The organism is Clostridium chrysemydis, assembly GCF_015234215.1.
GTDB lineage: Bacteria > Bacillota > Clostridia > Clostridiales > Clostridiaceae > Clostridium > Clostridium chrysemydis.
This window is the reverse complement of record NZ_JADEKP010000001.1, coordinates 672,159-696,159: the sequence shown is the minus strand read 5'-3', so window position 1 is coordinate 696,159 and position 24,001 is coordinate 672,159. Positions and strand designations below refer to the sequence as shown.

At 27.2% G+C, this 24,001-nt stretch carries 16 protein-coding genes; 4 read left to right on the top strand and 12 right to left on the bottom strand.

The window, feature by feature from the left end:
- Positions 1–117 precede the first annotated feature (117 nt).
- Positions 118–9,180, top strand: coding sequence for a hypothetical protein (locus INR60_RS03405; RefSeq protein WP_194190068.1), 9,063 nt, complete (start codon positions 118–120; stop codon positions 9,178–9,180).
- A gap of 63 nt (positions 9,181–9,243) precedes the next feature.
- Here the strand turns inward: INR60_RS03405 and INR60_RS03400 are convergent, their stop codons facing one another.
- The 3 genes from INR60_RS03400 to INR60_RS03390 all read right to left on the bottom strand — a co-directional run bounded on the left by INR60_RS03400 (position 9,244) and on the right by INR60_RS03390 (position 12,557).
- Entirely contained in the window at positions 9,244–10,641 is a 1,398-nt protein-coding gene (locus tag INR60_RS03400; protein ID WP_194190067.1) for a PH domain-containing protein, read from the bottom strand.
- Positions 10,642–11,115, bottom strand: a complete 474-nt coding sequence (locus INR60_RS03395; protein WP_194190066.1) for a PH domain-containing protein — start codon at positions 11,113–11,115, stop codon at positions 10,642–10,644.
- A gap of 80 nt (positions 11,116–11,195) precedes the next feature.
- Entirely contained in the window at positions 11,196–12,557 is a 1,362-nt protein-coding gene (locus INR60_RS03390) for a peptide MFS transporter (RefSeq protein WP_194190065.1), read from the bottom strand.
- Between the two features lie 301 nt (positions 12,558–12,858).
- Here INR60_RS03390 and INR60_RS03385 point away from each other — a divergent pair, with 301 nt between their 5' ends.
- Positions 12,859–14,370, top strand: a complete 1,512-nt coding sequence (locus INR60_RS03385) for a bifunctional metallophosphatase/5'-nucleotidase (protein ID WP_194190064.1) — start codon at positions 12,859–12,861, stop codon at positions 14,368–14,370.
- Positions 14,371–14,442: 72 nt separating this feature from the next.
- Entirely contained in the window at positions 14,443–14,802 is a 360-nt protein-coding gene (locus tag INR60_RS03380) for a single-stranded DNA-binding protein (protein WP_194190063.1), read from the top strand.
- Between the two features lie 55 nt (positions 14,803–14,857).
- Here INR60_RS03380 and INR60_RS03375 read toward each other — a convergent pair whose 3' ends face one another.
- The 7 genes from INR60_RS03375 to INR60_RS03345 all read right to left on the bottom strand — a co-directional run bounded on the left by INR60_RS03375 (position 14,858) and on the right by INR60_RS03345 (position 20,877).
- Complete coding sequence (locus INR60_RS03375; protein ID WP_194190062.1) at positions 14,858–15,610, bottom strand: nuclease-related domain-containing protein; 753 nt, start codon at positions 15,608–15,610, stop codon at positions 14,858–14,860.
- Between the two features lie 75 nt (positions 15,611–15,685).
- Entirely contained in the window at positions 15,686–17,287 is a 1,602-nt protein-coding gene (locus tag INR60_RS03370; RefSeq protein WP_194190061.1) for a H(+)/Cl(-) exchange transporter ClcA, read from the bottom strand.
- A gap of 290 nt (positions 17,288–17,577) precedes the next feature.
- Positions 17,578–18,195, bottom strand: coding sequence for a DUF3793 family protein (locus tag INR60_RS03365; RefSeq protein WP_194190060.1), 618 nt, complete (start codon positions 18,193–18,195; stop codon positions 17,578–17,580).
- 20 nt (positions 18,196–18,215) lie between these two features.
- Entirely contained in the window at positions 18,216–18,638 is a 423-nt protein-coding gene (locus INR60_RS03360) for a flavodoxin (RefSeq protein ID WP_194190059.1), read from the bottom strand.
- A gap of 104 nt (positions 18,639–18,742) precedes the next feature.
- A complete protein-coding gene (locus INR60_RS03355; protein WP_194190058.1) occupies positions 18,743–19,411 on the bottom strand; it encodes an amino acid ABC transporter ATP-binding protein in 669 nt (222 codons plus the stop codon).
- 12 nt (positions 19,412–19,423) lie between these two features.
- Positions 19,424–20,065 (bottom strand): ABC transporter permease subunit, encoded by a 642-nt coding sequence (locus INR60_RS03350; RefSeq protein WP_194190057.1) that lies wholly within the window; start codon positions 20,063–20,065, stop codon positions 19,424–19,426.
- Between the two features lie 2 nt (positions 20,066–20,067).
- Positions 20,068–20,877: an amino acid ABC transporter substrate-binding protein gene (locus tag INR60_RS03345; protein WP_194190056.1), complete on the bottom strand. Its 810-nt coding sequence runs from the start codon at positions 20,875–20,877 to the stop codon at positions 20,068–20,070.
- 296 nt (positions 20,878–21,173) lie between these two features.
- On the opposite strand from INR60_RS03345, the gene INR60_RS03340 reads away from it, so the two are divergent.
- Complete coding sequence (locus tag INR60_RS03340) at positions 21,174–21,989, top strand: IS1/IS1595 family N-terminal zinc-binding domain-containing protein (protein WP_194190055.1); 816 nt, start codon at positions 21,174–21,176, stop codon at positions 21,987–21,989.
- Between the two features lie 335 nt (positions 21,990–22,324).
- Here the strand turns inward: INR60_RS03340 and INR60_RS03335 are convergent, their stop codons facing one another.
- Both INR60_RS03335 and INR60_RS03330 read right to left on the bottom strand, forming a co-directional pair.
- Positions 22,325–23,266, bottom strand: coding sequence for an SPFH domain-containing protein (locus INR60_RS03335; protein WP_194190054.1), 942 nt, complete (start codon positions 23,264–23,266; stop codon positions 22,325–22,327).
- Positions 23,260–23,709, bottom strand: a complete 450-nt coding sequence (locus INR60_RS03330; RefSeq protein ID WP_194190053.1) for an NfeD family protein — start codon at positions 23,707–23,709, stop codon at positions 23,260–23,262. Before INR60_RS03330 ends, INR60_RS03335 begins: the two co-directional genes overlap by 7 nt.
- Positions 23,710–24,001 lie beyond the last annotated feature (292 nt).

The following is a 24,001-nucleotide window of genomic DNA, read 5'->3' as shown; positions in this document are numbered from 1 at the left end:
TTATCTTAATTTCATTATATTACCTTTAATGAATTTTTACAATAATTTTTCAAAATATTTACTTTTTTCCAAATTTCGTGTTATATTAAAGGTGAAAGGAGGTTTTATAGAAATATTATGAAGAAAAGAAAATTTATTTCATTTCTTACTTTGGTTTTTTTCCTAATCACTAATTATTCACCTATAGTAACCGAAGCAGTAACTTTAAATTCAAATAAAAATCTTTTAAATTCCTTTATGACTGAGTTTAAAAAATTAACTTTTGATAATTTTACTTTTAATCGCGTTACTCCAGACTCAGTTGAAGAAACTTCACCTGAAGAACCTTCAGCTAAGCTAAGTGAAAATATTGATGTAGGAACTTTATTAACTAAAGTAGGCTTAACAAATGATATAAATTCTTCTGATAATTACAGTTTTATTGATGCTGATCTTAGCAATCAAGAGCTTTATTTACCAAGCCTTCAAAACAATAATGTTTTTGAAGGAAAAAATTTAATATTCAAAACTAAATCTAAAAGTTTAGATGGATTGAAAATCTATATTACAAATGTAGATGGTACTAATAAAGCATATTCTTTTGCTAAATTAGCCCCAAATACAAACTACCTTATTGAAGGATTAGATCTAAAAAACGGAGATAATATTAGATTTCTTTTAAAAGATTCATCTGATACTATCTTAGACTTTAGTCTTAAAGTTACAGATAAACCTAACAAAGAGTTTACAGCACCTGAAATTAATTCATCATTTATAAAATACGATGAACAAAAAGGCAAATACACTCTAAATATAAATTATAAAGAGCATGAAAATTCTATGCCTTTTAACCTTTATAAGTCTTGTAAACTCATGTTAGATAGCTCAGATTTTAGTATTGGTGATATAACTATTACTAAAGATTCAACAAATTATAATTTAGTAGCAGACCTAAATCTAAACTCTAGGAAAACTCTTACTAAAAATGCAATAAGCATTAATTATAGTTTGTATTCAGTAGGACTTGACGGTACAGTTCTAGAAAAAAAGGATGTTTCAGAGGGACCTGTATTTAACAAACCCGAACTAAACTTAGGAGGTATTAATTTAGAGGATAATACTCTTACTCCAAATGATAAGTTCTCGCTTTTTGTTAACTCTGATACACCATTAAATTTTTCTTGCGATGGAGATCTTAACGAATTAGAAACTTTAGAAAATAATAAGTTATATTTATCACTTATTAACTCTGACACAAATAAAAGAATATCTAATATAGATCTTAAACCTTTAGAAAATACAGATAATATAAGTAACCCTAATTCAAAAAAGTTTGCCTACAGTCTTAGCTTTACACCTTTATTTACTTCAATTGAACGTAATACTATAGAGGGTACAGCTCTTCCTTTAGGTAACTATAAATTAGATTTACTACTTGTAGGTTCAAATAAAGAGGATCCTATAAGAAAGTCAGTAAATATATCTGTAATTCCTAAGGAAGCATATTTAGAAACAGATATGGAAGGTAAAATTTATAATGACTCGACTTTAGGTATTAATTTTGCTCTAAATAGCTTTGGAAAATACACTAACTTAGAGGAAAATTATATTAACTTAAATTTAGTCCATAATCCTAAGGATTCTATTACTAAATTTACTTACAAAATATCTGGACCCGAAGGGTTTGAAAAAATAGTTTCTGAAAAAGATTTAAGTAAAAATAATTCAGTTAAATTTGACTTTACTAAAACTGGTAAGTATAAAATTGAGTTAATTGAATTAGAAGAAAATAATCAAAAGGTAGATTTGCCTAAAAATAATATTTTTGAAGTAAATTTCGACTCAATCAAACCGAAATTTACTACAGCTAAATTTATCAAAAAGGATGGGAATTTTGTAATAGACAACGATTTATCGTTGATTGGTGTAGACGAAATACCTGTTTTTGAAATTACAGACTCAAACGAGTATGAATTTAGCTCACCAAAAATTGAATATTCACCTGATGGAAGTGATACCTTTGAAGTTATAGATAATTTAGAATTTATAAAAGATAAAAATTCTAATTATCACTACTTAACTTCTAAAAGTAAAAATGATACAAATCACCTTAAAAATGGTTCATATCGTATAACTATTGAAAACATAAAAGACTTAGCAGGTAACTCTTTAGAAACTCAAAACTTTGAGTTTAAAGTAGCTACATCTATACCAAAAGATCAAATTTCTTATAGTATTAAATATTTAGATAACAAGGAACTATCTAAATATAATGATATTTACTACTTCAATAACGATTTGAATGTAGAATTTAAAATTCCTGAACTTGCAGCTGGTTATGAAAATATCAGCTTAATTTTAAATCAAGAAAATCTTATGACTTTAGAATTAACTCCTTCAAAGGATAATACCTTCTTAATTGAAAAAGGAAAATTATTGACTTCAAGGTTTAATCTAAATTCAAAAATAAAAGCTACTTTAAATTTAAAAACTAATACTGGTGTCGTAAACAAAGATATAAGTTTTGACTTACAGTTTGATGATTCACTTTTAAAACCTAGCTTTTTAAATCCTGAATCTCTTGATTACGTAAACTATGATTCAGATTATATTTCTACAAAAGGTGATTCTTTAAAATTAAAGTTCAACGAAGAATTAAACTTCTCGAAGGAAGATTCATATATTACTCTAGATGGTAAGTCAATTTTAGAGGATTATAAAAATTCTTCTGAGTATTTAATTCAAAATAATAACGATAAAAATCAGATTTTAAAATTTAAAGTTTATGATTATGCACTTAATGTTATAGAAATGGAACTTAAGATCAACTTTGATTCAAAAGCGCCATCTATTTCTACTAACTTTAGTTCAAATAACTTAAATGACCTCCAAAGAGCAGTTTATAATTCAAATAAGGTCAATTTAAATATAAACTTTAATAATGACAAACCTATAACATCAAATCCAAATGATTTTATCGTAAATATAGAAGAAGAAAATATCTCAAGCTTTACTATTAAAAGTAGTAAAGTAACTTCTAAAGAAGATTTAAATTCAGAATATGATTCAAAAGGTGAAGAAGTTTTTAATGGTATTTATGATACTAAAAAAGAAATCACTTTTGAAGAAAATTCAATTTATAAATTATCTATTTTAGCTAGAGATGTTCATGGAAAAGAGACTAAAATAGTACGTTTTATTTATATCGATACTTTAGAACCAACAGTTAATCTTATTTGTTCTTTAGACGATTTTGAAACTTATAAACCAATCAGTACGCTAGATATAAAAGCTGATACAACTATAGAGCAAATTAAAAAATTCGCTTATGCAAACTCTAACAAGAATTTAAAACTTGGTTTGATAGTAGATGATTTAACTCTTAATTTTGATAATTTTATAAATGTTACTAAAATCCCTTATCTTGTAGGTGATAAAGAATATAAATTATCTTATGAAAAAGAAGCTGTTAAAGATACTGCAGGTCTTAATAAGTCTGTAATTTTAAAACTTGATACTTCTACTTTTCAAAATCAAACTCTTGATGGAACGCATAAATTAAACTTAGATATAAGTGATGGCTTAAATTCCACTACTATTTCTAAAGGTTTTTATTTAGATAATACTCTTCCTAATTTTGATTACAATTTCAGAGCAAGTGATAAAGATGAAAATTCTCTTCTAGCTTTCGATAAAGATAATCATAGACTAGGAACTAATGGTAAGTTTATTACAGAAATTAATCTTCTAAATTCAGAAACTTACTATAATCGGATTGAAGTTTTTATAAACAAACAGATAAACTTTAAACCTGATATAGTAAAACCTTTATTTGATAAAGATATATCTAACGGTAAAATTGAATTTGAAGTTAATCTTTTAGAACACCTAAGTAGTATTAAACCTGATAAAAATGAAATTACTTTTAAAGTTTACAAAAATACGGGTAAATATGAATCAAAAACTATAACAACTTATTTTGATTCAAAAGTACCTGTTGTAAATATGTATTTAGATGATACAGAGGTTAAAGCTGATAAAGCTTCTTATGAAAATACATTTAACTATAAAGAAAACTTTAATCCTCTAAAGCTTACTTTATCCGATTCCACGCTTTTAGAAGATTATAAACTTTATAGAGAAAATGATATTCCACCTTCTAATTCAACAAACTACGTTAAGCTTAATTCTATAGCTTACGAAGGTAATTCAAATTTTGACCCTAAAAATTTTGAATTGATTAAAGGTGATGCTAATTCAGTAATTTTAAGAAACTCTAAGGAGTCTTCTCTAAATACAGGTAAACTAAATTTAGAAATAGGAAAATATACTTTGAACTTTACTGTTAAAGACTTTGTTGGTAATACTAAAACTCTATCTTATACTTTATTTATAGAAAACAAAAAAATTGATATATCTCTTAAGCCTTTAAGTGATAGTATATTCTCATATATAAATGATGATGTTTTCTATATTTCAGATAAAGAATTTAAGTTTAGTATAGAAACTGGTAATACCTTCTCTAAATTTACTAATTTATCATTAGATTTTGTAGATAGTAAGGATAACACAGTAATTTATACAAAAGTTGTTGATACAGATTTTAGTGGAGACAAGGTTCATGAAGTTTCAATTACTCCCTCTGATTTTAAAAAACCTGTATCAGAGCTTTCAGAAATAAAGCTTAAGATTAGTTTAGTTAACATTAATCCTAATGTTTCTGATAACGGTGTAAGTAAAAAGGAAGCTTTATTTAAATTTGATAGAACCCCTTCTAAATTAGACTTTAACGTTTTAAATACTAATAATGACTTAGAACTAATAAAACCTTACGAAAAAGAAACTGATATTAATTTTATAGATATAAATAAAAGTAAATCTTTTAAAATTAATATTAGTGATGAATTTGGTTTTTCAAACTTTGAAGCATTTAGTCCAGATGATAAATTAAGTTTAGAAGATATGAAAAACAGCTCTATCAACTTAAAATCTTTAAAATATAATAGTTCAGATTATAATGATCCTACTACTGAATTAGAGAATATTTCTTTAGCTGTAGTTAAAAATAAAAACACTAGTGAAAATCTAATTATTAAAGAGAAGGATTCTGAACTAGTATTAAAGCCTGGTAAATACGAATTTGAGTTTTTAGCTAAAGATATTGTAGGAAATATAACTGCTAAGTCTTATGTAGTAGTTGTTGATGATTTATCTCCTACAATAAATAGTTTTGAAGCTAATTCTATTACAAACAAGGAAGGTAACGATTATATTTTAGGAGATATTTTAAATTTAAAGGTTAAACTTAACAAAACTTATTTAAATTACAGTGATTTAAATGTAAATTTAAGTGCTACTATAGGGTCAGAAAATATTGATCTAATAACTTTATCAAAATGCACTTTAGAAGACTGCTCTTCTGTAAACTCTTCGCTTGAACATAACTTCGAAGTTAAAATAGAAGACATACTTAATAAAGTGCCTAATAATTTAAAAGAAGTTCAAATAGAAGCTACTGTAAATTTAAGTTCAGACTTTAATAGTGTAAACCCTAAAAAACTTACTAAAAACTTTATTTTAGATAGAAATAATCCGAGTTTAGAATTACTTCTTACAAATGATAATAACAAAAAACTTTCTAATACTTTAGATAATAAGTTAAGTGTAGAAAATAATAACCTGTTAAATGTATCGATTTCTGATAAATATTACTCTAGTAATCCTACTATAGTAAATCCTAATGAGCCTCTTCCTGAAAGAGACTATATTGCTTTAAAATCGATTAAATTTAATAATTCTAATTTAGGTGATGAACTAACAGAACTTGATTGTGTAAAACTAAAACTTAAGACATCTAATAACGGTAATTTCATCTACTCTTTAGTTAAGGATGAAAATAAAGAGTACAAGCTAGAGAAAGGTAAATATGAGTTGATTTTTGAGACTAGGGATATTTCAGAAAACTATACTAGTTTTAAATATTCAATTATTGTAGATAATTCAAAAGTTATTTATAATATGACTCCAAACTCTAATATTTCTGAATTTGATGATTTATATCATATTAATAATAATGACTTTAAAGTAAATTTAAGTATCCCGAAAATATATTCTGGGTATTCAGACCTTACTTTAAAAATTAAAGACAAAGGTAATATTATTTATACTATTTCTAAAGGTTCAGACTTCTTAAAATTTGATAAAGAAGTTGAAACTTTTGTTTTAGACCTTGAAGCTAGTAAATTTAATTTAAGTGATTCTAGAAATCTAACTTTAGAGATTTCACTTCAATCACCTAATGATAGTATAGAGATAAAACCACTTGTTTATAACCTAGTTTATGATGTGAAAAAACCCGAACTAAAAATATCAGCATCTCAAGATGACAAATTAAATACTCTCCCTTATTTTGGGAAGGACCCTGATTTTGTTATTTATGCATCTGATATTAATAATTTAGGTGTAAATACCCTTGATAAAGATAAGATTGTGCTTAATGATATGTCAAAACCTAACTCTTTAAGCATTGAAACTTTTAGTTATTTAAAAGAAGGCTCTAATAACCCTACTGAACTTAAAGGTAGCTTTAAAGTTATTAAAAGTGGAAATAACTTTAGTATAGTTAGAAGTAATGGAACTAGCCATAATTTAACTAATGGAGAATATAATTTAAAATTGAATTTACGTGATAAGAGTAATAACTCTGTAAGTGTTAATTATAACTTTAAAATTGATACTGAAAATCCTACAATAAACTCTATTACTTTATCTAGTAAAAATGGTACAAGTGTTACTAATTATAAGAACGTTTATTATGTAAATGGAGAATTTAGGGCTAATGTTGATGTAGCTAAAAATTACGCTCCTAATACAACTTTAGATGTTAAACTTAAAGTTTATGATGAAGATAAAAAAGATTATATTGATCTGTTCACTAAAAGTTATGTTAATGAGAGCATAGTTAGCGTTAAATCATTCGATTTTGGATTTGTGAATTCTAATGATATTAAGATTGTTGCAACAATCTACAACGCTAATGGTAAAAAGGCATCAAAAGAAATAAAAATAATTTCAGAGAAAGTTTCTCCATCTATTTTCCTTGATTACAATAAAGAAGATGTTAAAAATAATGATATTTTCTCAGTATCATCTAATTTAGATGTAAATGTAAAAGATGCTTCTTCTACAAGTTTTAGTAATATGGATTTAAATACGGTTTCACTTTATACAAATTCTTCTTTACTAAAACCTAACTCTGTTAACTTAAAAAATGTTACTTTCGAAGATTTATCTAGTGAGAGCAATGTAACTAATAACTTTACACTAAAAAAATTCAATAACACTATAAGTCTTGCCAAAAATGATTCAAGGTATTCACTACCTACTGGTAAATATACCGTTTCCCTTGAGGCAAAAGATTTATGCGGTAACCCTACATCTAAAACTTTCGTGTTCACTGTTGATACTAAAAGAACTTCTGGTAACTCTAAATTAGTATTTAATAAAATTAACTCTAATGTAGCAACTACATTAGATTCTAATAAAATTTCAAATACTATTTATGTTCCTTATAATGCAACACTTAACCTTAATTTAGATGGTAATATTTCAGGATTTAAAGGAAATAGCAATATAACTGTTAAAGATAATAACGGTAATAATCTAACATCATCAACTTTTGTTACAGGTAACGGAATCTCAAAAGATGGTTCTATTAACAGTAATAAAAGTGCTAAACAAGTCCAATTCAAATTTAAAGATGACGGAGTTTATAATATATCTTGGAATTTAGAAGCTAAAAACAATATAGATAGTTATAACAAATCAATTACCGTTGTAGTTGACACTAAAAATCCAATTATAAATCTTGATTTAGTAAACAAAACTGCAACTAAAGATAAAACTATTTATACTAATAGTACTAAACACTATGCTGATTATAGTGTACAAGATACAAACTTTAATACAATTAGTAATCTTTCATATAAGGTAAATCTAGATTCTAGTTCACCAAGCGGAATTATGAAAGATGAAATTTATAATGAAGGAACTTACAATATAAGCATAACTGCGACTGATAAGGCTGGACGTTCTTCAAGTAAATCTATGAAAGTTATAGTTGATAGAACTTCTCCAAAAGTTTCATTACCAAACGAGTCTATGTTTAATAGAGTTAATGGAACTTATTATACAAATAAAATAAGACCTTATCTTTATGATGTTTCTGACACGTATATAGACCAAGAAGCAGCTTTCTTAAATAGTAGAATCTATACAAAAGGAAGCACAATCTCTGGTGATGGAACTAAAAATATGAAAGTTGTTGCAAAAGATATCGCTGGAAATCTTACTGAAAAGACTTTTAGCTTTATACTAGATACGTCAGCACCTATATTAAATTACTCTGATGTTATAGATGAAAAGCATTATAATAAACCTGTAAAACCTTCATTTAAAGCAACTGATTTACACTTTAATAAAGACTCTCTAAGTGTTCTTTTAAATGGTAAATCATATAATAATAACCCTATATCAGCTGATGGAAAGTATAATTTCAAATTATCCGTTTCAGACTTTGCTGGAAATCATTCAACACTAAACTTTTCTTTTGTTGTTGATACAATTGCTCCGACAATAACTATAAACGGAATATTGTTTGATAAATTAAACTCAGGTACAATAATCCCAGAAATTGTTGTTAATGATAAGGATGCTATAGTAACTTCACTTTTAAATGGTGATTCCTATTACGGAGAACCAATTATGGCAAATGGTAAAGTTACATTGATAGTTTCTGCTGTTGATAAAGCAGGAAACTATGCTAGAAAGGTTGCAAACTTTATGCTTGATTCATATGCACCTGAAATCTTTTTAAACGGAGTCGAAAACGGTAAATCCTACAATTCATTTGTTCATCCTAAAATAACAAGTGAAAGAGGATCTAACCTAAAAATGCTCCTAAATGGCAAACCTTATAATAATCAAAAAATAACAGAACCTGGTGATTATGTATTAGAAATAATTACAACTGATAAGGTCAATAATACTAACAAACAAGTAATTAACTTTAAAATATTAGCATCACCTGAAGCTGAATCTCTTGATGATTCAAAATTGCCTATTGTATTTTTTGGAATACTTTTGCTACTTTTGATTTCCTCAATAGTCGGCTATAATATTTATAAAAAAAATAGAAACTAATCAAATTCTTTAGTTTCTAAAAATAAAACACCGTGTATACCCTTTTGGTATACACGGTATTTTTTACTTAATTAATCCTTTAATTCTTTCCATATCAGATTCATCTATTCTAGGTATATTTATCGATAAATCCTTAATATCAGAAACATTAGTAATTTCAGCTCTTCTTAAACCCTTGTGCATTTCATAAATATCAGATTTAATTTTTAGAGTTTGAATCTTTTTTATATAGATTCTTCTTTCTAATTTATCTACTTTTCCGACCTTTATAAGTAGCTTTTCATCATCTATTTTAACTTCATCTGTTTTATATTCTATAAAGATAAGTAAAATTATAACCCCTATAGCTACACTTATAATTAATGCTATAACTTTTGAAAAACTTATAGCTATAATGTTTAAAACTAAAAATATTATTAAAGATTTACCTACTGAATAAATAAAAGACTCTTTAGGAACCCTTATTGACTCTCCATCTACTTCAAAGTCATCTATAACTTCTTCTAAATACCCTTTAACTTCACTATCATCAATACATAATGAAATTGCAGCTCTTTCATTTTCGTCATTTGCCATTCCAACAACTATTACTTCAATAAATGACTTTTTTAAGATCCTTCCTAAAAAGGTTTTATATATCTTTATACCAGAAACTTTAGAAAGTGAAAATGAATATTCCTTCCTATTAAAAAAACCATATTTTAATAATACCTTATCATCTTTTCTATAAACTTTAAAATTCGAATAATTAAGTGAGTTTTTTATAAATTCATAAGCCATCTTAAGTGCAAGTAACGCTCCTCCGAAAATAATAGTACTTAATTTAAGATTACTATTGCCTCCAGTAAAAAAAGTCCCAGAAATTATTAAAATACCTATAATTAAATTAGTAACATTTAAATCCCTAATTAAGCTATAAATTATAGCATCAGGAGTTGTAAAACTCTTTAAAACTTTATACCCATCATCTTCTTTTACTTTTTCATCTTCATTCATTAGTAAAGCTTTTTTTACTTCTTCACAAAGTTCATCTTTAAATACAAATTTTATTTTTCCTTCAAAAGACTCTATAGAGTTATTTAAATCAAACTTTAAAGTTGATGTTTTAAAAATCCTTTGAAATATGTTTTTATTAATATTTATAGATGCTATATCAGAAGCTTTAAAATCTAATTTTTTCTTAAATAAACCTCTTTTTGAAACAGTTATTCTATTCCCATCTATCACTAAAAAAGTTACTCTCCACTTTATAAATCCAATAAGAAAAGTTATTAAAAATATAAGTATAACTACTAATAAAAAGTATCCTAGATAGTCCATTATATTTATAAAAAAATCCTTAACTTCTTTTATAGATCTAATCTCTTTTATTAAATCTAAAGTGAAAAAACCTAATAAAAAACTAAAAATAAAGTTATCTGTAAAGATAGAGCTAGGATGAGATCTTAATTCTCTATTCATCTAAACTTCACCTCGTTTTATACTATTAACTTTTTCTGTTAAAAAGTCAGCTATCTTTTCCCCTTCTTCTTTTTTTATAAAAGAAATCGTAGCATTCCCTCCAGCTGTTAAAATATCTAAATTCACTAAGCCGTATCTTTTATCTATAGGACCCTCTTTTAACCTAATTTGATGAATTCTTTCTATAGGAATTATAGTATCTTTAAGGAAGATAACTCCTTCTATTATTTCAATTCTTTCTAGTGTAACTTGATACTTGTACCTTTTAAACCTTAAATTAATTATTAAAAAGTACTCTATTAATTCTAATATAATTAAAAAACTTGCAATTATATAGAAATATTTATGATATTTTAAACTTAGAAATTTATCACATAAAAAATACCCTACTATAATTACGATCATTGTAATTAATAAACTTATTCCCCCTGAAAATTTCATACATTTCTTTGAATCTAAATGTAGTTTTTGCATTATACCCTCCTCTAGTTGATTTTTATTTAATTATAACAGAAAAAAAGGTAGCTATTACTAGCTACCTTTTAAATATATTCTTATTCCATCATTTTTGAAATTTTCTTACTAAATACAAGTAATATTAAACCTAATACAGTAACTACGCATGATATGCTTGCAAATATTTCAAGTGCCCCGAACTTTTCTACTTGTGATGCGATAGCACCTCCTAGTAAATTTGCAACTCCGTTTGCTGATAACCAAACTCCCATTAATAATGTAGCGTATTTTATTGGTGCTATATTTGATACCATTGATAACCCTATAGGTGATAAGCAAAGCTCCCCTAATGTATTACAAAGATATGTTATAACTAAAAACCACATGCTAGCTTTAGCAGCTGGATTTTCTGCACCTTGTATTGAAAGTACTGCGCCTACCATAACTAAGAATCCGACTCCAACTAAAAGTAATCCAAGACCCATTTTAACAGGAACCTTTAAATCACCTTTCTTTCTATTAGCAAGTTTTACCCAAACTTTTGCAAGGATTGGTGAAAGGATTAATACAAACATAGGATTTAAAGATTGGAATGCTGAAACTGGTATTTCAAATCCAAATAAATTTCTGTTTGTTAAGTCTTTTGTAAATAATGTTAATGAACTTCCAGCTTGCTCAAATGCAGCCCAGAAGAAAATAACGAATGTAGTTAAGATAAGTATAGCTGCTACTCTTCTCTTCTCAGTTTTTGTAAGAGGTTTGTTTTCATAGCTAACTTTTCCTTTTTCTACTTTTTCAGGTTTATTACCAACATTTTTTAAATATTTAGGTGCTAAAGCCATAAATATAACTTGTCCTAAAATCATTCCGATTGCAGCTGCTAAGAATCCGTATTTGAACCCGTATTGCATAACGCCATCAACACTTTTTGCAAAATAATCTTCTGCTAAGAATCCACAGATTATAGGTGCTATAAATGAACCTAAGTTAATTCCCATATAGAAAATAGTAAAAGCTGAATCTTTTCTACTATCACCATCTGGATAAAGTTGTCCAACTACAGTTGATATGTTTGGTTTAAAGAACCCGTTTCCAACGATAAGAATTGCTAAGCCTATAAATAAACCGACTCTTGTATTATCAAAAAATAATATCAAGTTACCAAATACCATTATAAATCCACCGATTACTATTGATAACTTTTGTCCTAAATATCTATCTGCTATAGCTCCTCCAATAATAGGAGTAAAATATGTAAATCCAGTATATACACCGTAAATCATAGCTGCTATTCCCAAATCAAAGCCTAAACCTCCGCCTATAAGGCTTGTAGTTAAGTAAAGCATAAGTAATGCTCTCATTCCGTAATAGCTGAATCTTTCCCACATCTCTGTTAGGAATAATAAATATAATCCTTTAGGATGCTTCTTTTTAATGTTACTATCTATTGTTGCTTCCATCTAAAAGTCTCCCCTTTTTATCTTTTGCTTTAACGAATTAAAGTATGTATATAATATAGCATACACTTGTGCATATTGCAAGGACATTTTTTCACTTTTGTTTAATCTGCTTGAATTATTATTAAAATTTATAACTTTATCTCACCTTTACTATCAATCTGTTAATAAGCTTTATTAAGAATATTAAAGGATTTACCTCTTCCCCCTGCTCTTTTACGACATTTTCCATTATCAATTAGATATTTGGAGATTTATTAACAATTCATTGCGAAATTTGGTATAATTTATTAGAGGTGTTTATATGAAAAATTTAAAAATTTATTTTACATCAGATATGCATGGGTTTGTTTATCCAACTGATTATACTGATAAAACATTTAAGAATATTGGTATGTTAAATGTTATTAATTCATTTGAAAAAGATCCTAATACTTTAATTATAGATTGTGGAGACACTATTCAAGGTTCTCCATTTACAACATATCTTTCTAAATCTAATTTTGAATCTCATCCTATAGGTGAAGTATTAAATAGTGGTTCTTACGATTATATAACTCTTGGAAACCACGACTTTAATTATGGATTTACTTATTTAAAAAAGTATCTTAATACTTTTAAAGGTTCTTGCCTTTTAGCAAATATAAAAGATAAAACAGGAACCCTTCCTATAAAGCCTTATGATATTAAGGTTTTACCTAACGGATTAAAAATAGGTTTAATAGGTTTAACTACTGAATATATAACTGTTTGGGAGAATCCTAAAAATATAGAAAACTTTGAAATATCAGACCCTTTTGAAGCTGCAAAAAAATATTCAAGTATTTTAAAAGATAAAGTTGATATTCTTATAGGTTTTTATCACGGTGGTTTTGAAAAAGATATCGAAACAAAGAATATCTTAAGTACTACTAAAGAAAATGTAGCATATAGAATTTCTGAAGAATTAGATTTTGATATATTACTTACAGGTCATCAGCACCTTCCTATTGAAGGAAGTCTTATAAATGACACTTACGTAGTTCAAACTCCACAACACGGTAAAAAATTTATAGAATTAAACTTAAAACTTGAAAATGGAGTTAAAGAAATCGAATCGTCTTTAAAAGAGCCTGTTTCATCACCTAAAAAAGATATTTTTGAAAAATTACTTCCTTTAGAAAACAAAATACAATCTTGGCTTGATAAACCTGTTGGATTTTTAGATATTCCACTAAATAAAGCATCACACTTAGATATGGCTTTAAAAGGTTCTTACCTTGCAAACTTTATAAATCAAGTTCAACTAGAAGTTTCAGATGCAGACGTATCTTGTACTTCTTTTGCAAACTCAATTAAAGGGTTTAATAAAGACGTAACTGTTCGTGATATAGTTTCAACTTACGTTTATCCAAATACGCTTGTTGTTTATGAAATCGATGGTTTAACTCTAAAGAAAGGTCTTCTTAGAAGTTCAAATTACTTAACAAAAGAAAATGATAAAATTATAATTTCAGATTCTTTCTTAAAACCAAAAACTGAACATTATAACTATGATTATTTTTCAAATATAGATTATGAATTTGATTTAAATAAGACTGGCTTAGATAGAATCTCTAAATTAGAGTTTAAAGGTGAGGCTTTAAAAGATACTGATAGAATAACCCTTGTTATGAATAATTATCGTGCAAGCGGTGCTGGAGGTTATGATTTTTATTCTGGTTCTAAAACTGTAAAAGAGATTTTAATTGAAATGCCAGAGATTATAATTGAGTATTTTTCAAAACATAAAAATGTAGAAGTTGATAAAAGAAAATACTATAATATTAAATTTTAGAACATTTGTTTGTATAAATAATCTAAATTTGGTTAGACTCCTTAAGGAAATAAAACTTAAGGAGTGTTTTTTATGAATAAAATAATATTATCAGGAAATTTAGCTAGAGATCCAGAATTACTATACTCTAAAGAAAATAATGTACCATACTCTAGAAATGTTATCGCAGTATACGATACAATAGGAAAAACAACTCACTTTATCCCTTTTGTTATTTTCAAAAAGGATGCTGAAACTTTTTGCAACTTCTGCAAAAAAGGTTCTTCAATTTGTATCACAGGTTATATAACTCGTGACAAATATCAAAACATTGATAACGAAACAGTTTATAAAACTAATATAGTTTGTGAAAAATTCGAATTTTTAGGTAAAAAGAAAAAGCCTCAAGATGAAGCCTCTGATTTAAAACTCGCTTCATCTGACGACTTATAATTTACCTTTTGAAATTTTAAAGGATATTGCTTTTTTGCAATATCCTTTTTATTTTCTATACTAACTCTTCTATTATCTGTATTACTTCATCAAATTTTATTTTACTTTTTTCTGATTTTTTTAAATTTGAAATCCAATCTATTAAATCTTTATAATTATTAAAAGCCTTATTTGTTTTGTTTTCTTCTATATCTATTTTTGTATCTTCATTAAATAAAAGGACGCTATAAATATTTATTTTGTGATTATTTTCTTTTAATATATAATTTAATTCTTCTATTTTTCTTTCTTTTAGTTTAAATAAATTATCTATATCTCTTTTTTTATTATTATTTATCTGCTCCCATTTTTCTTTCAAAATATCTCCTTTTATTTCTCCTTTAAACCTTTCTTCATTTATAAATACTATCCCCTCTTCAAAAAGTATTGCAAGACTAATATTTATTATTCTTTTCTTTCCTTTAAAGCTTACGTTTTTTAAAATATAAAAATTATCTTTTAAATCGCTTAAAGCATTGATTAAATTAGAATTTTCAATATTTTTTTGTATCTTTTTAATATCTCTTCTTTTTTTAACATCACGCAAAAAGGCGTATTTTATGTACAAGTAACTTCCAAAAAGTGCTAGAACTAAAATTATTATGTCAGAATGAGTTCCGAAATGATATTTAACCCCTGTAACTTCAATTATAAAGTATATAATTGCAAGCACTATCAAAAAAACTACTATATTTTTAAAGGATTTAAAGTCAAATTTATTAAAACCATAACCTTTTTTAATATTTTCCTTAGTTACTAGTAACGCCATACAAATGCTCCCTTCTCTTTAAAAGAAATAAAAAAAATAGAGGGTTAGAATATCTAATCCTCTATTATTATGTCACTATATATCATTTTGTATTACATTAACTTCTGTAGAAAGTTCTTGAAGTCTTACTAAAACATCAGCAGCCTTATTATCGTCTACTAAAACAACAATAAAGTCCCCTGCAATTATTTCAGTATTACCTTTTGGAATAATTTCTTTTCCGCCTCTTTTAATTGCGACTATTAAGCAATCTCTAGGCCATGTTATATCTTTAATTTTCTTTCCTTCTATATGACTTCCCATAAATACTGCAAGTTCAAGGAGAGTTTTCTTAACGTAAGCCTTGCAGCTTTCATCATCGCATTTGTCTCCACACTTTTTAAGTCTTCTCTCTAAAAGACTTTCGTATATAGGTTCATTTCTAAGTAAATCGCTTGTAACATATGCTGCAATTACAACTATTGTTAATGCTAATAGATGCTCAAAAGACCCTGTCATTTCTGTAATTAATACAATCCCTGTAATAGGTGCTTTAACTATGGCTGCAAAATGAGCTGCCATTGCAAAAATTATAAAGTTTAGTATATAAACATCTGGAATTTTTAAGCCTTTACAAACTAATATTCCAAAAATATCTCCAACTAAAGCCCCTAAAACTAAAAGTGGGAAGAATATTCCCCCAGGAGTTCCTGACCCAAAGGCTATTATAGTAAATAAAAATTTTACTATTAATAATATAATAAGCATTTTAATAGTATATCCGCCTTCTGATATACTCATTATAAGTCCGTGTCCTCCACCTAATAATATAGGTAAAGTCATTCCAATAATTCCAGTTAAAATAAATGGTATTATCACCTTAACTTCTGTCGGCATTTTTTTGAATTTATCGTAGATGTCTTGCGTATTTAAAATACCTTTGCAAAAGATCATCCCTGAAAAACCAACTATTATACCAAGTATAGGTAAAAGCCAATAATATCCTAAAGGCAGAGCTGATATCCCATTAAATCCAAAAGCAGGCCCAAGCCCTAAAAATTGCTTTACAGTAAAGTCAGCTACAATTGATGATGCCATAGCAGATAATAAAACAAGCGGTGAGAAGTTTTTATGAACTTCTTCGAGTGCAAAAATAACTCCTGAAAGTGGGGCATTAAAAGCACCAGCAATACCTGCTGCTGCACCACTTGTTATAAGAAATTTATCTTCTATATTACTTCTATTACATACCTTTGAGAAACCTTGCCCAATAGACGCCCCCATTTGAACTGAAGGGCCCTCTCTTCCTAGTGATAACCCAGCACCAAGTGCTATAGTTCCACCTAGAAATTTTAAGATAAGTACCCTTAACCAGTTAACTTCAAACCTTCTCATAAGTATGCCCTCAACTTGTGGGATACCACTCCCTGAAATCATACCGTCTTTTCTTACCATAACTCCTACGATATAGCCCATTATGATTAATACCGCAAAAACAAGTGCAATATTCCATATACTTCCCTTAGCGCCTTCATATATAGAGGTCATCTTTGGGAGCATTTTATCAATTAAAACTCTATTTAGTACCATAATAAGTCCTGCAAATAATCCAATGCAAATCGATTCAAAAATAAGTCTTAACTTAAGATTGTTTCGAACTTTCATTACTTCTATGGTGCTATCTTTTTTATCCTGCATGTTTTTCCCCTTCCTAAAATCGAAAATATCCACTTAATATTATATATCTTATCCTTTTCAATAAAAAATTGGTTACATTCTATAATAGACCTAAAATTTAAGTATTTGTTCTTAAATATAATTTAACCGAGATATCCTATTATTTATTCTCACTTACTCTATGATACTCTATATTTAGGTCCTTTCTATTTTTTATATTGTAAATTTTATATTAACTTAGAATATTTATGCATTATACTTTCCATTAAAAGTCTAATGCATAAAAAAAGCCTAGATAAATCTAAGCTTTTTTAGGCTACACCTTTTATTTCATTCACTATATTTGTAAAATCATTATCGTTATTCACTAATCTAACGACCCTATCTTTTACTAGGTTATAATCATTAAATGTTTTTATAGCTTCATCATAGTTATTATAAACCTTCCAATAACCACAAGCTAAACATTTCTTTTCAGTGCATTCCATAAAATCTTTAACATCCTCAACTGGAATACCTAGGAATATTCCAAGTTCGTGAGGACAATGATAAAGATTATATCTTTCTTTTAATTTTAAAAGTATTTCAAAAATATCTAAACTTAGATCATAATTTAAACCTTCTAAAAAGTTCTTATTCTCTTTGTTTTTTAATCTTTCTCTAAGTTTTGCTTCATTAAACACTAATATTATTTTAGCCTCGCTGCATTCCCTTAAAACTATATAATTAAGATTTAATTCTTCTAAAAGTTCTTCTTTAGATTTGTTCCACTCAAAATAATCACTACTCTTTTTTACTAAAGTTATTGTAGAAGATGGTTTATACCCTGCTACAACTGGTGCTAACATAAATAGCATAAATTTTTTAAAACGTGTACTCTCATCCATTTCACTAAGTATCTTATAAAAATTTTTATATTTATTTTCCATCTTCTACAACTCCTTAAATATTATCTTCCTATTTTTCTTCCAAGTTCTATTAATTTTTCAGCGTCATCGCCTTCAGGAAATTCATTTGCTATAACTTCTCTCTCTAAAAGATTTACTCCCTTATCTATCATATCGTCTTCCCAAGTCGTCATCCATTCCCCAGATCCCCAACCGTAAGAACCAAATAAGATTACATCTTTTCCTGATAATTTATCTGATACCTTATCTAAAAAAGGCTCCATTTCAGTTTCATCTATATTTTCAGCTCCCATAGCTGGTGAACCTAAGCATAAAATATCGCAATTTACTACATCCTCTTCTGTTGCTTTATCAACAGGTAATAAATTTACTGATGCTTTAACTTCCTCTGCACCAAGCTTTATAAGCCTTGCCATCTCTTCTGTATTTCCTGAGCCTGTCCAATATATTATATTAATTTTCATTTTTCTTCACTCCTTTATTGAAATTGATTATCATTTATATTTATAATAATACTAGTTGTTCTTTTTGTCAATATTTTATAAAAAAATAACCTAAGAATTTCTTCTTAGATTATTTTTAATTTCCCGTCTTCTAATTTATATATTTTATCAGATACTTCTTTTGCAAATTCCATATCATGAGTTATTATCATAATTGCAATACCTTCTTTTGCTAAATCTCTTATAATATCCTTAACCTCCATAGTTGTTTTAGGATCTAAGGCTGATGTTGGCTCATCAAAACATATTACCTTAGGCTTCATAGCCAAAGCTCTTCCTATTGCCACCCTTTGTTTTTGACCACCTGACAAATTACAAGGATACACATCTTTTAATTCTTCTAAAGAAAGACTCTTTAAGATATTTTCTCCATCTTTTATAGCTTTTTCTTTACTAATCTTTAAAACTCTACTTGGCGCTTCTATTATGTTTTCTAAAATGCTCATATGAGGAAATAGATTAAAGTTTTGAAACACTACTCCTAGTTCTTTTCTTACACTAATTAAATCTTTACCTTCTATATAATTTCCATTTGTGCAAAATGCTTTATAATTTATATAAATATCTCCACTATCACATTTTTCTAAACCATTTATGCACCTTAAAAGTGTAGTTTTTCCTTCTCCAGACCTTCCAACTATTACTGAAACTTCACCTTCATTAATAGTTAAATCTAAATCTTTTAATACTTCTTTATCCTTAAATCTTTTTGATAACTTTTCTACCCTTAACATAAAACTCTCCCCCTATTTATAATAACTATATCTCTTTTCTAATTTTTTAAATACTAAACTAATAATTAAAACTAATATTAAATATATAACTCCAACTAATAACAAAGGTACTAAAGATGCATCTGTGTTTGTTGCAATCTTTCCAACCCTAAGTATATCTTCAAGTCCAACTACATACACAAGTGCTGTATCTTTAACTAATGAAATAACTTCATTTCCTATTGAAGGTAATACTATTTTTATGCTCTGTGGAAGAATTATTCTTCTATACATTTGTGCATCACTTATTCCAAGAACTTTGCTAGCTTCCCTTTGTCCTTCATCAATAGATTCAATTCCACCTCTAAAAATCTCTGCAAAATACGCACCATAGTTTAAAACAAATGCTATAATAGCTGCAGTAAATCTACTAAACTTAACGCCTAATAAAGGTAGTCCAAAAAATATAAATATTATTTGTAAAAGTAAAGGTGTCCCTCTCATAACTAAAATATACAAATCTATTAATCTCTTAGTTATATTTGTTCCTTTTATTCTTCCTATTGCAACTATTATTCCTAAAGGTATTGATATTACTAAGGTTAATATAAAAACACTTAAGGTTACAGTTAGTCCACTTCCTATTTGAGGTAATAACTCTTTTATCATATTCACCTTTAACTCTCCCCCTTATAAATTAGGTCTTCTCCAAACCATTTTTCTGATATTTTTTTAGCCTCTCCTGATTTAATAACTTGATTTAAGCCGTAATTTATTTCATCTAATAATTCTTTATCTTCTTTTCTAATACCGACTCCATAAGTTTCTTCTTCTAAATCTTCTTTTAAAACTTTGTATTTGTCTTTTCCTCTTTTATTCATGTAGTACCTTGCTAACACTTCATCTGCAACTACAGCATCTATCCTTCCAGAATCTAAATCCATAAGTGCATCATTATTTGATTCATATAAAATCGGAGCCCCGCCCTTTATACTATTTAATAAATCTTTATCGCTACTTATAGCATCCATAGCACTTGAAGCAGCCTGTACCCCAACTGATTTATTTTTTAATTCTTTTAAAGAATTTATTTCTCTATTACTCTTAGTAATAACAACTTGTTTATCCTTTAAATACGGGTTAGAAAAAGCCACCGTTTTTTTTCTTTCATTATTTATAGAATATCCATTCCAAATTAAATCTATATTTCCGTTTCTAAGTTCTGTTTCTTTCATAGTCCAATCTATAGGTTGAAACTTTATTTGCTTATTTATTGCTTTTGATACCGCTTTAGCTAAATCTATATCAAAACCTACTGGATTCCCTTTTGAATCTCTAAACCCCATAGGAACAAAAGTATCATCATAACCTATTATTAATAAATTTTTATTTTTTTCTCTATTATCTAAATTTAAAAAATGAATTATTATTCCTAAAAGTATAAATGCAATTAACCATATAACTAGATCTCTTAATACTTTTTTCATTCACATCACCTCTTTATTACTTTAACTCGCTAAAGTAATAAAGTCAAGCTTTATTTATGTTAGAAATCAACTATATATTTATGTTCTTTCAAACTAAAAAAAGCTAAACAACCCAGTCTATTTATTTCCTTTTTATTCCACCCTACCTATTCATAACAATTTCAAAATTTCTAACTTTAACTACAACATTGTTTTGCTTCTTTGTTGGTATCTTAATAAATATCACTGAATAAATGCAGTTTTTTATGTCCATAATCATAATAATTCAAAAAACTTAAAATTTTCGAGGTGAACTTATGGTACATACATCTACTTGTCCCCATTGCGATTCAAAACACTTTATTAAATACGGTAAATACAGGAATGTCCAAAGATATCAATGTAAGGATTGTCTTAAAACCTTTAACGAAGGAACAGGGCTTGTTTGGCATAACAGTAGAAAGAGTGTAGATCTTTGGGATAGATATACTCGTCTTATGCTATCTGGATCTACTATAAGAGATTGTGCCTATAGATTAAACATTTGCATAGAAACTTCTTTTAGATGGAGGCATAAAATCTTAAAACATATTGGGACTTACACAGATTCAAGAAGAACTCATATAGTTACAGCTATGAAACATACTAAATTTTTAGAAAACTTTAAGGGGCAAAAGACTCCCCCTGTATGCACCATTTCTAGAAGAAAAAATATCTTTGTAGCTACAACAATTAATAAAAATAATTATTCCCTAGCTAAGATATCCTTTGATTCTATGAGTCCTACAAAGGAATCTATAGAGAGTTTATTAAATGAATTTAACCCTGTATTTAATACTTACTTTTTACCCGGAAAAGATAGGTTTTCTTATCTTGTATCAAAAAAATTAAACTACGCTCTTCATAAAAAGAAGGAATTAAAAATTTCTAAAGTCGAAGGCGAAATTTTACTTAATAATTGCTCTGATTTTATATTGAATTTAAGAAGATGGCTTAAAAAATTTAGAAGTGTTGCTACAAAGTATCTGCAAGTTTATTTAAATTGGTTTGTTTATATTTATGAAAAATCTTATACAAAGCATACTATTTTATCAAATTTAATAAGCTCTATTTTTTGCGTTAAAGTCCTTTAATTTTTACTTATAAACCAAGCCTAATATAAGTGTGTTTTTATAGCTTGTCCTTTAAACTTTTACTTGTCTACTTTTACTTATTTTTGATAGCTTGTCTTGATAATTTTCACTTGTCCAAAATATCATTTTTTTTGACCTATATAGCGAAAATCCCTTGTACCAATAATATCTCGTAACAATGGTGTAGTTTTTTTGTTTTTTTATTATTTGTTATTGATTAGATCCTTATTCTCATTTATTACCAATTTCAAAAAGTACTCGCCCTCTTTTAAAGAATAATCTACTACACGAAAAAGCACCAAGCTTATCAGCTTAGTGCTTAAATATATTATTTATTATTTTTCACCTTTTAACATTTCACCAATAGCTGCAATGCTACCTAGTGAAGAAAGTGTTTCGTTTGGTAAGATAAGTTTGTTAGCTGGGCTATTTGCCATTTCTTTTAATGCTTCAACTTGTTTTAGAGCAATAACTCTTTCATCTGTACCAGATTCAATAATAGCAGCTGTTACTTTTCTTACAGCCTCAGATTCAGCTTTTGCTATTTCTTCTATAGCACGGGCACGACCTTCAGCTTCAAGTAATTGTGATTCTCTTAAACCTTCAGCTCTTCTGATTTGAGCTTCTTTTTGAGCCTCTGCTTCTAAGATTTTTGCTTGTTTTTCACCTTCAGCTTTTGCTATTTGTGATTGTTTTGCACCTTCTGCTTGAAGAATCATAGCTCTCTTATCTCTCTCTGCTCTCATTTGCTTTTCCATAGCATTTTGAATTTCAGTTGGAGGTACTATATTTTTAATTTCAACTGATAAAATCTTTATGCCGTATGCATCTGTTATTTCATCAATTATTGTAAGTAGCTCTTGGTTAATTCTATCTCTTCCAGATAAAACTTCATCAAGTGTCATATTACCTATTAGATTTCTTATGTTTGTAGTTGCTGAATAAACAATACCTGCTTTATAATCTTCAATATTATAAACAGCTTCTTTTGAATTTATTACTTTATAGAATATAACGTTATCTACTGAAATATTAACGTTATCTTTTGTTATAACAGTTTGCGGTGGCACGTCTATTATTTGTTGCTTAGTTGATATTTTCTTTCTTGCAAAATCTGCAAAAGGAATTGTCATATGCCAACCTGGTTCTAAAGTTCTATGATATTGCCCAAACCTTTCAATTATATATACATATCCTGTGTTTACGATTTTTATTGATGATACTATTGCTATAAGAATTAATAACAACACTACAATCAATGCAATTGTTCCTACCATATTATTTCTTCCTCCTCTAATCCTCTAATTTCTAATTTACTTCCTTTTATTCCAATAATTCTAAATTTACTTCCTTTTTTAATTTCTCCCCCTAAATTAATGCCAGACCAGTATATTCCTGATACTTTTATTCTTGCATTAGTTTCTCCTTTTTCTATATCAGATGTAGCTTCTATAACTTCACCAATATAGGTTTCTTCCATGGTCTTTGTAGTATTCTTTCCTATTTTAAATTTCTTTTTACAAACAGGATAACCTATAGCAAAGGAAATAATTGTGATTACTATAAATACAATTATCTGTGTAGTAAATTCCAGTCCAACAAGATTTGCAATTATTGCACCTAATGCACCAACTGAAAACCATACAAACAAAAATGCACTTGTAATAATATCTAAAACTACTCCAATTGCAGCTATAACCATCCATACAGTAGCTGTCATTACCATCCCTCCTTATTTTTTTAGTAAATCTTACTATAATCATATTATAAGATAAACTTAATCATAAAACAAATTGTTTTTTAACTTTTTAAAGGTTATTTAATACCATTTAGTTATTATTTCTTTCTTTATCTCTATTTTACTTTATTTTTCTAATTATTTCATATATTTTCCTAATAAATTCTATTAAATACATTAACTTAACTCTTGCTTTAAAAATTATATGAATTAATAAATATATATAATCAAATAGTTCTCTATATTTATTAGTTATATTCATATAAAAATCATA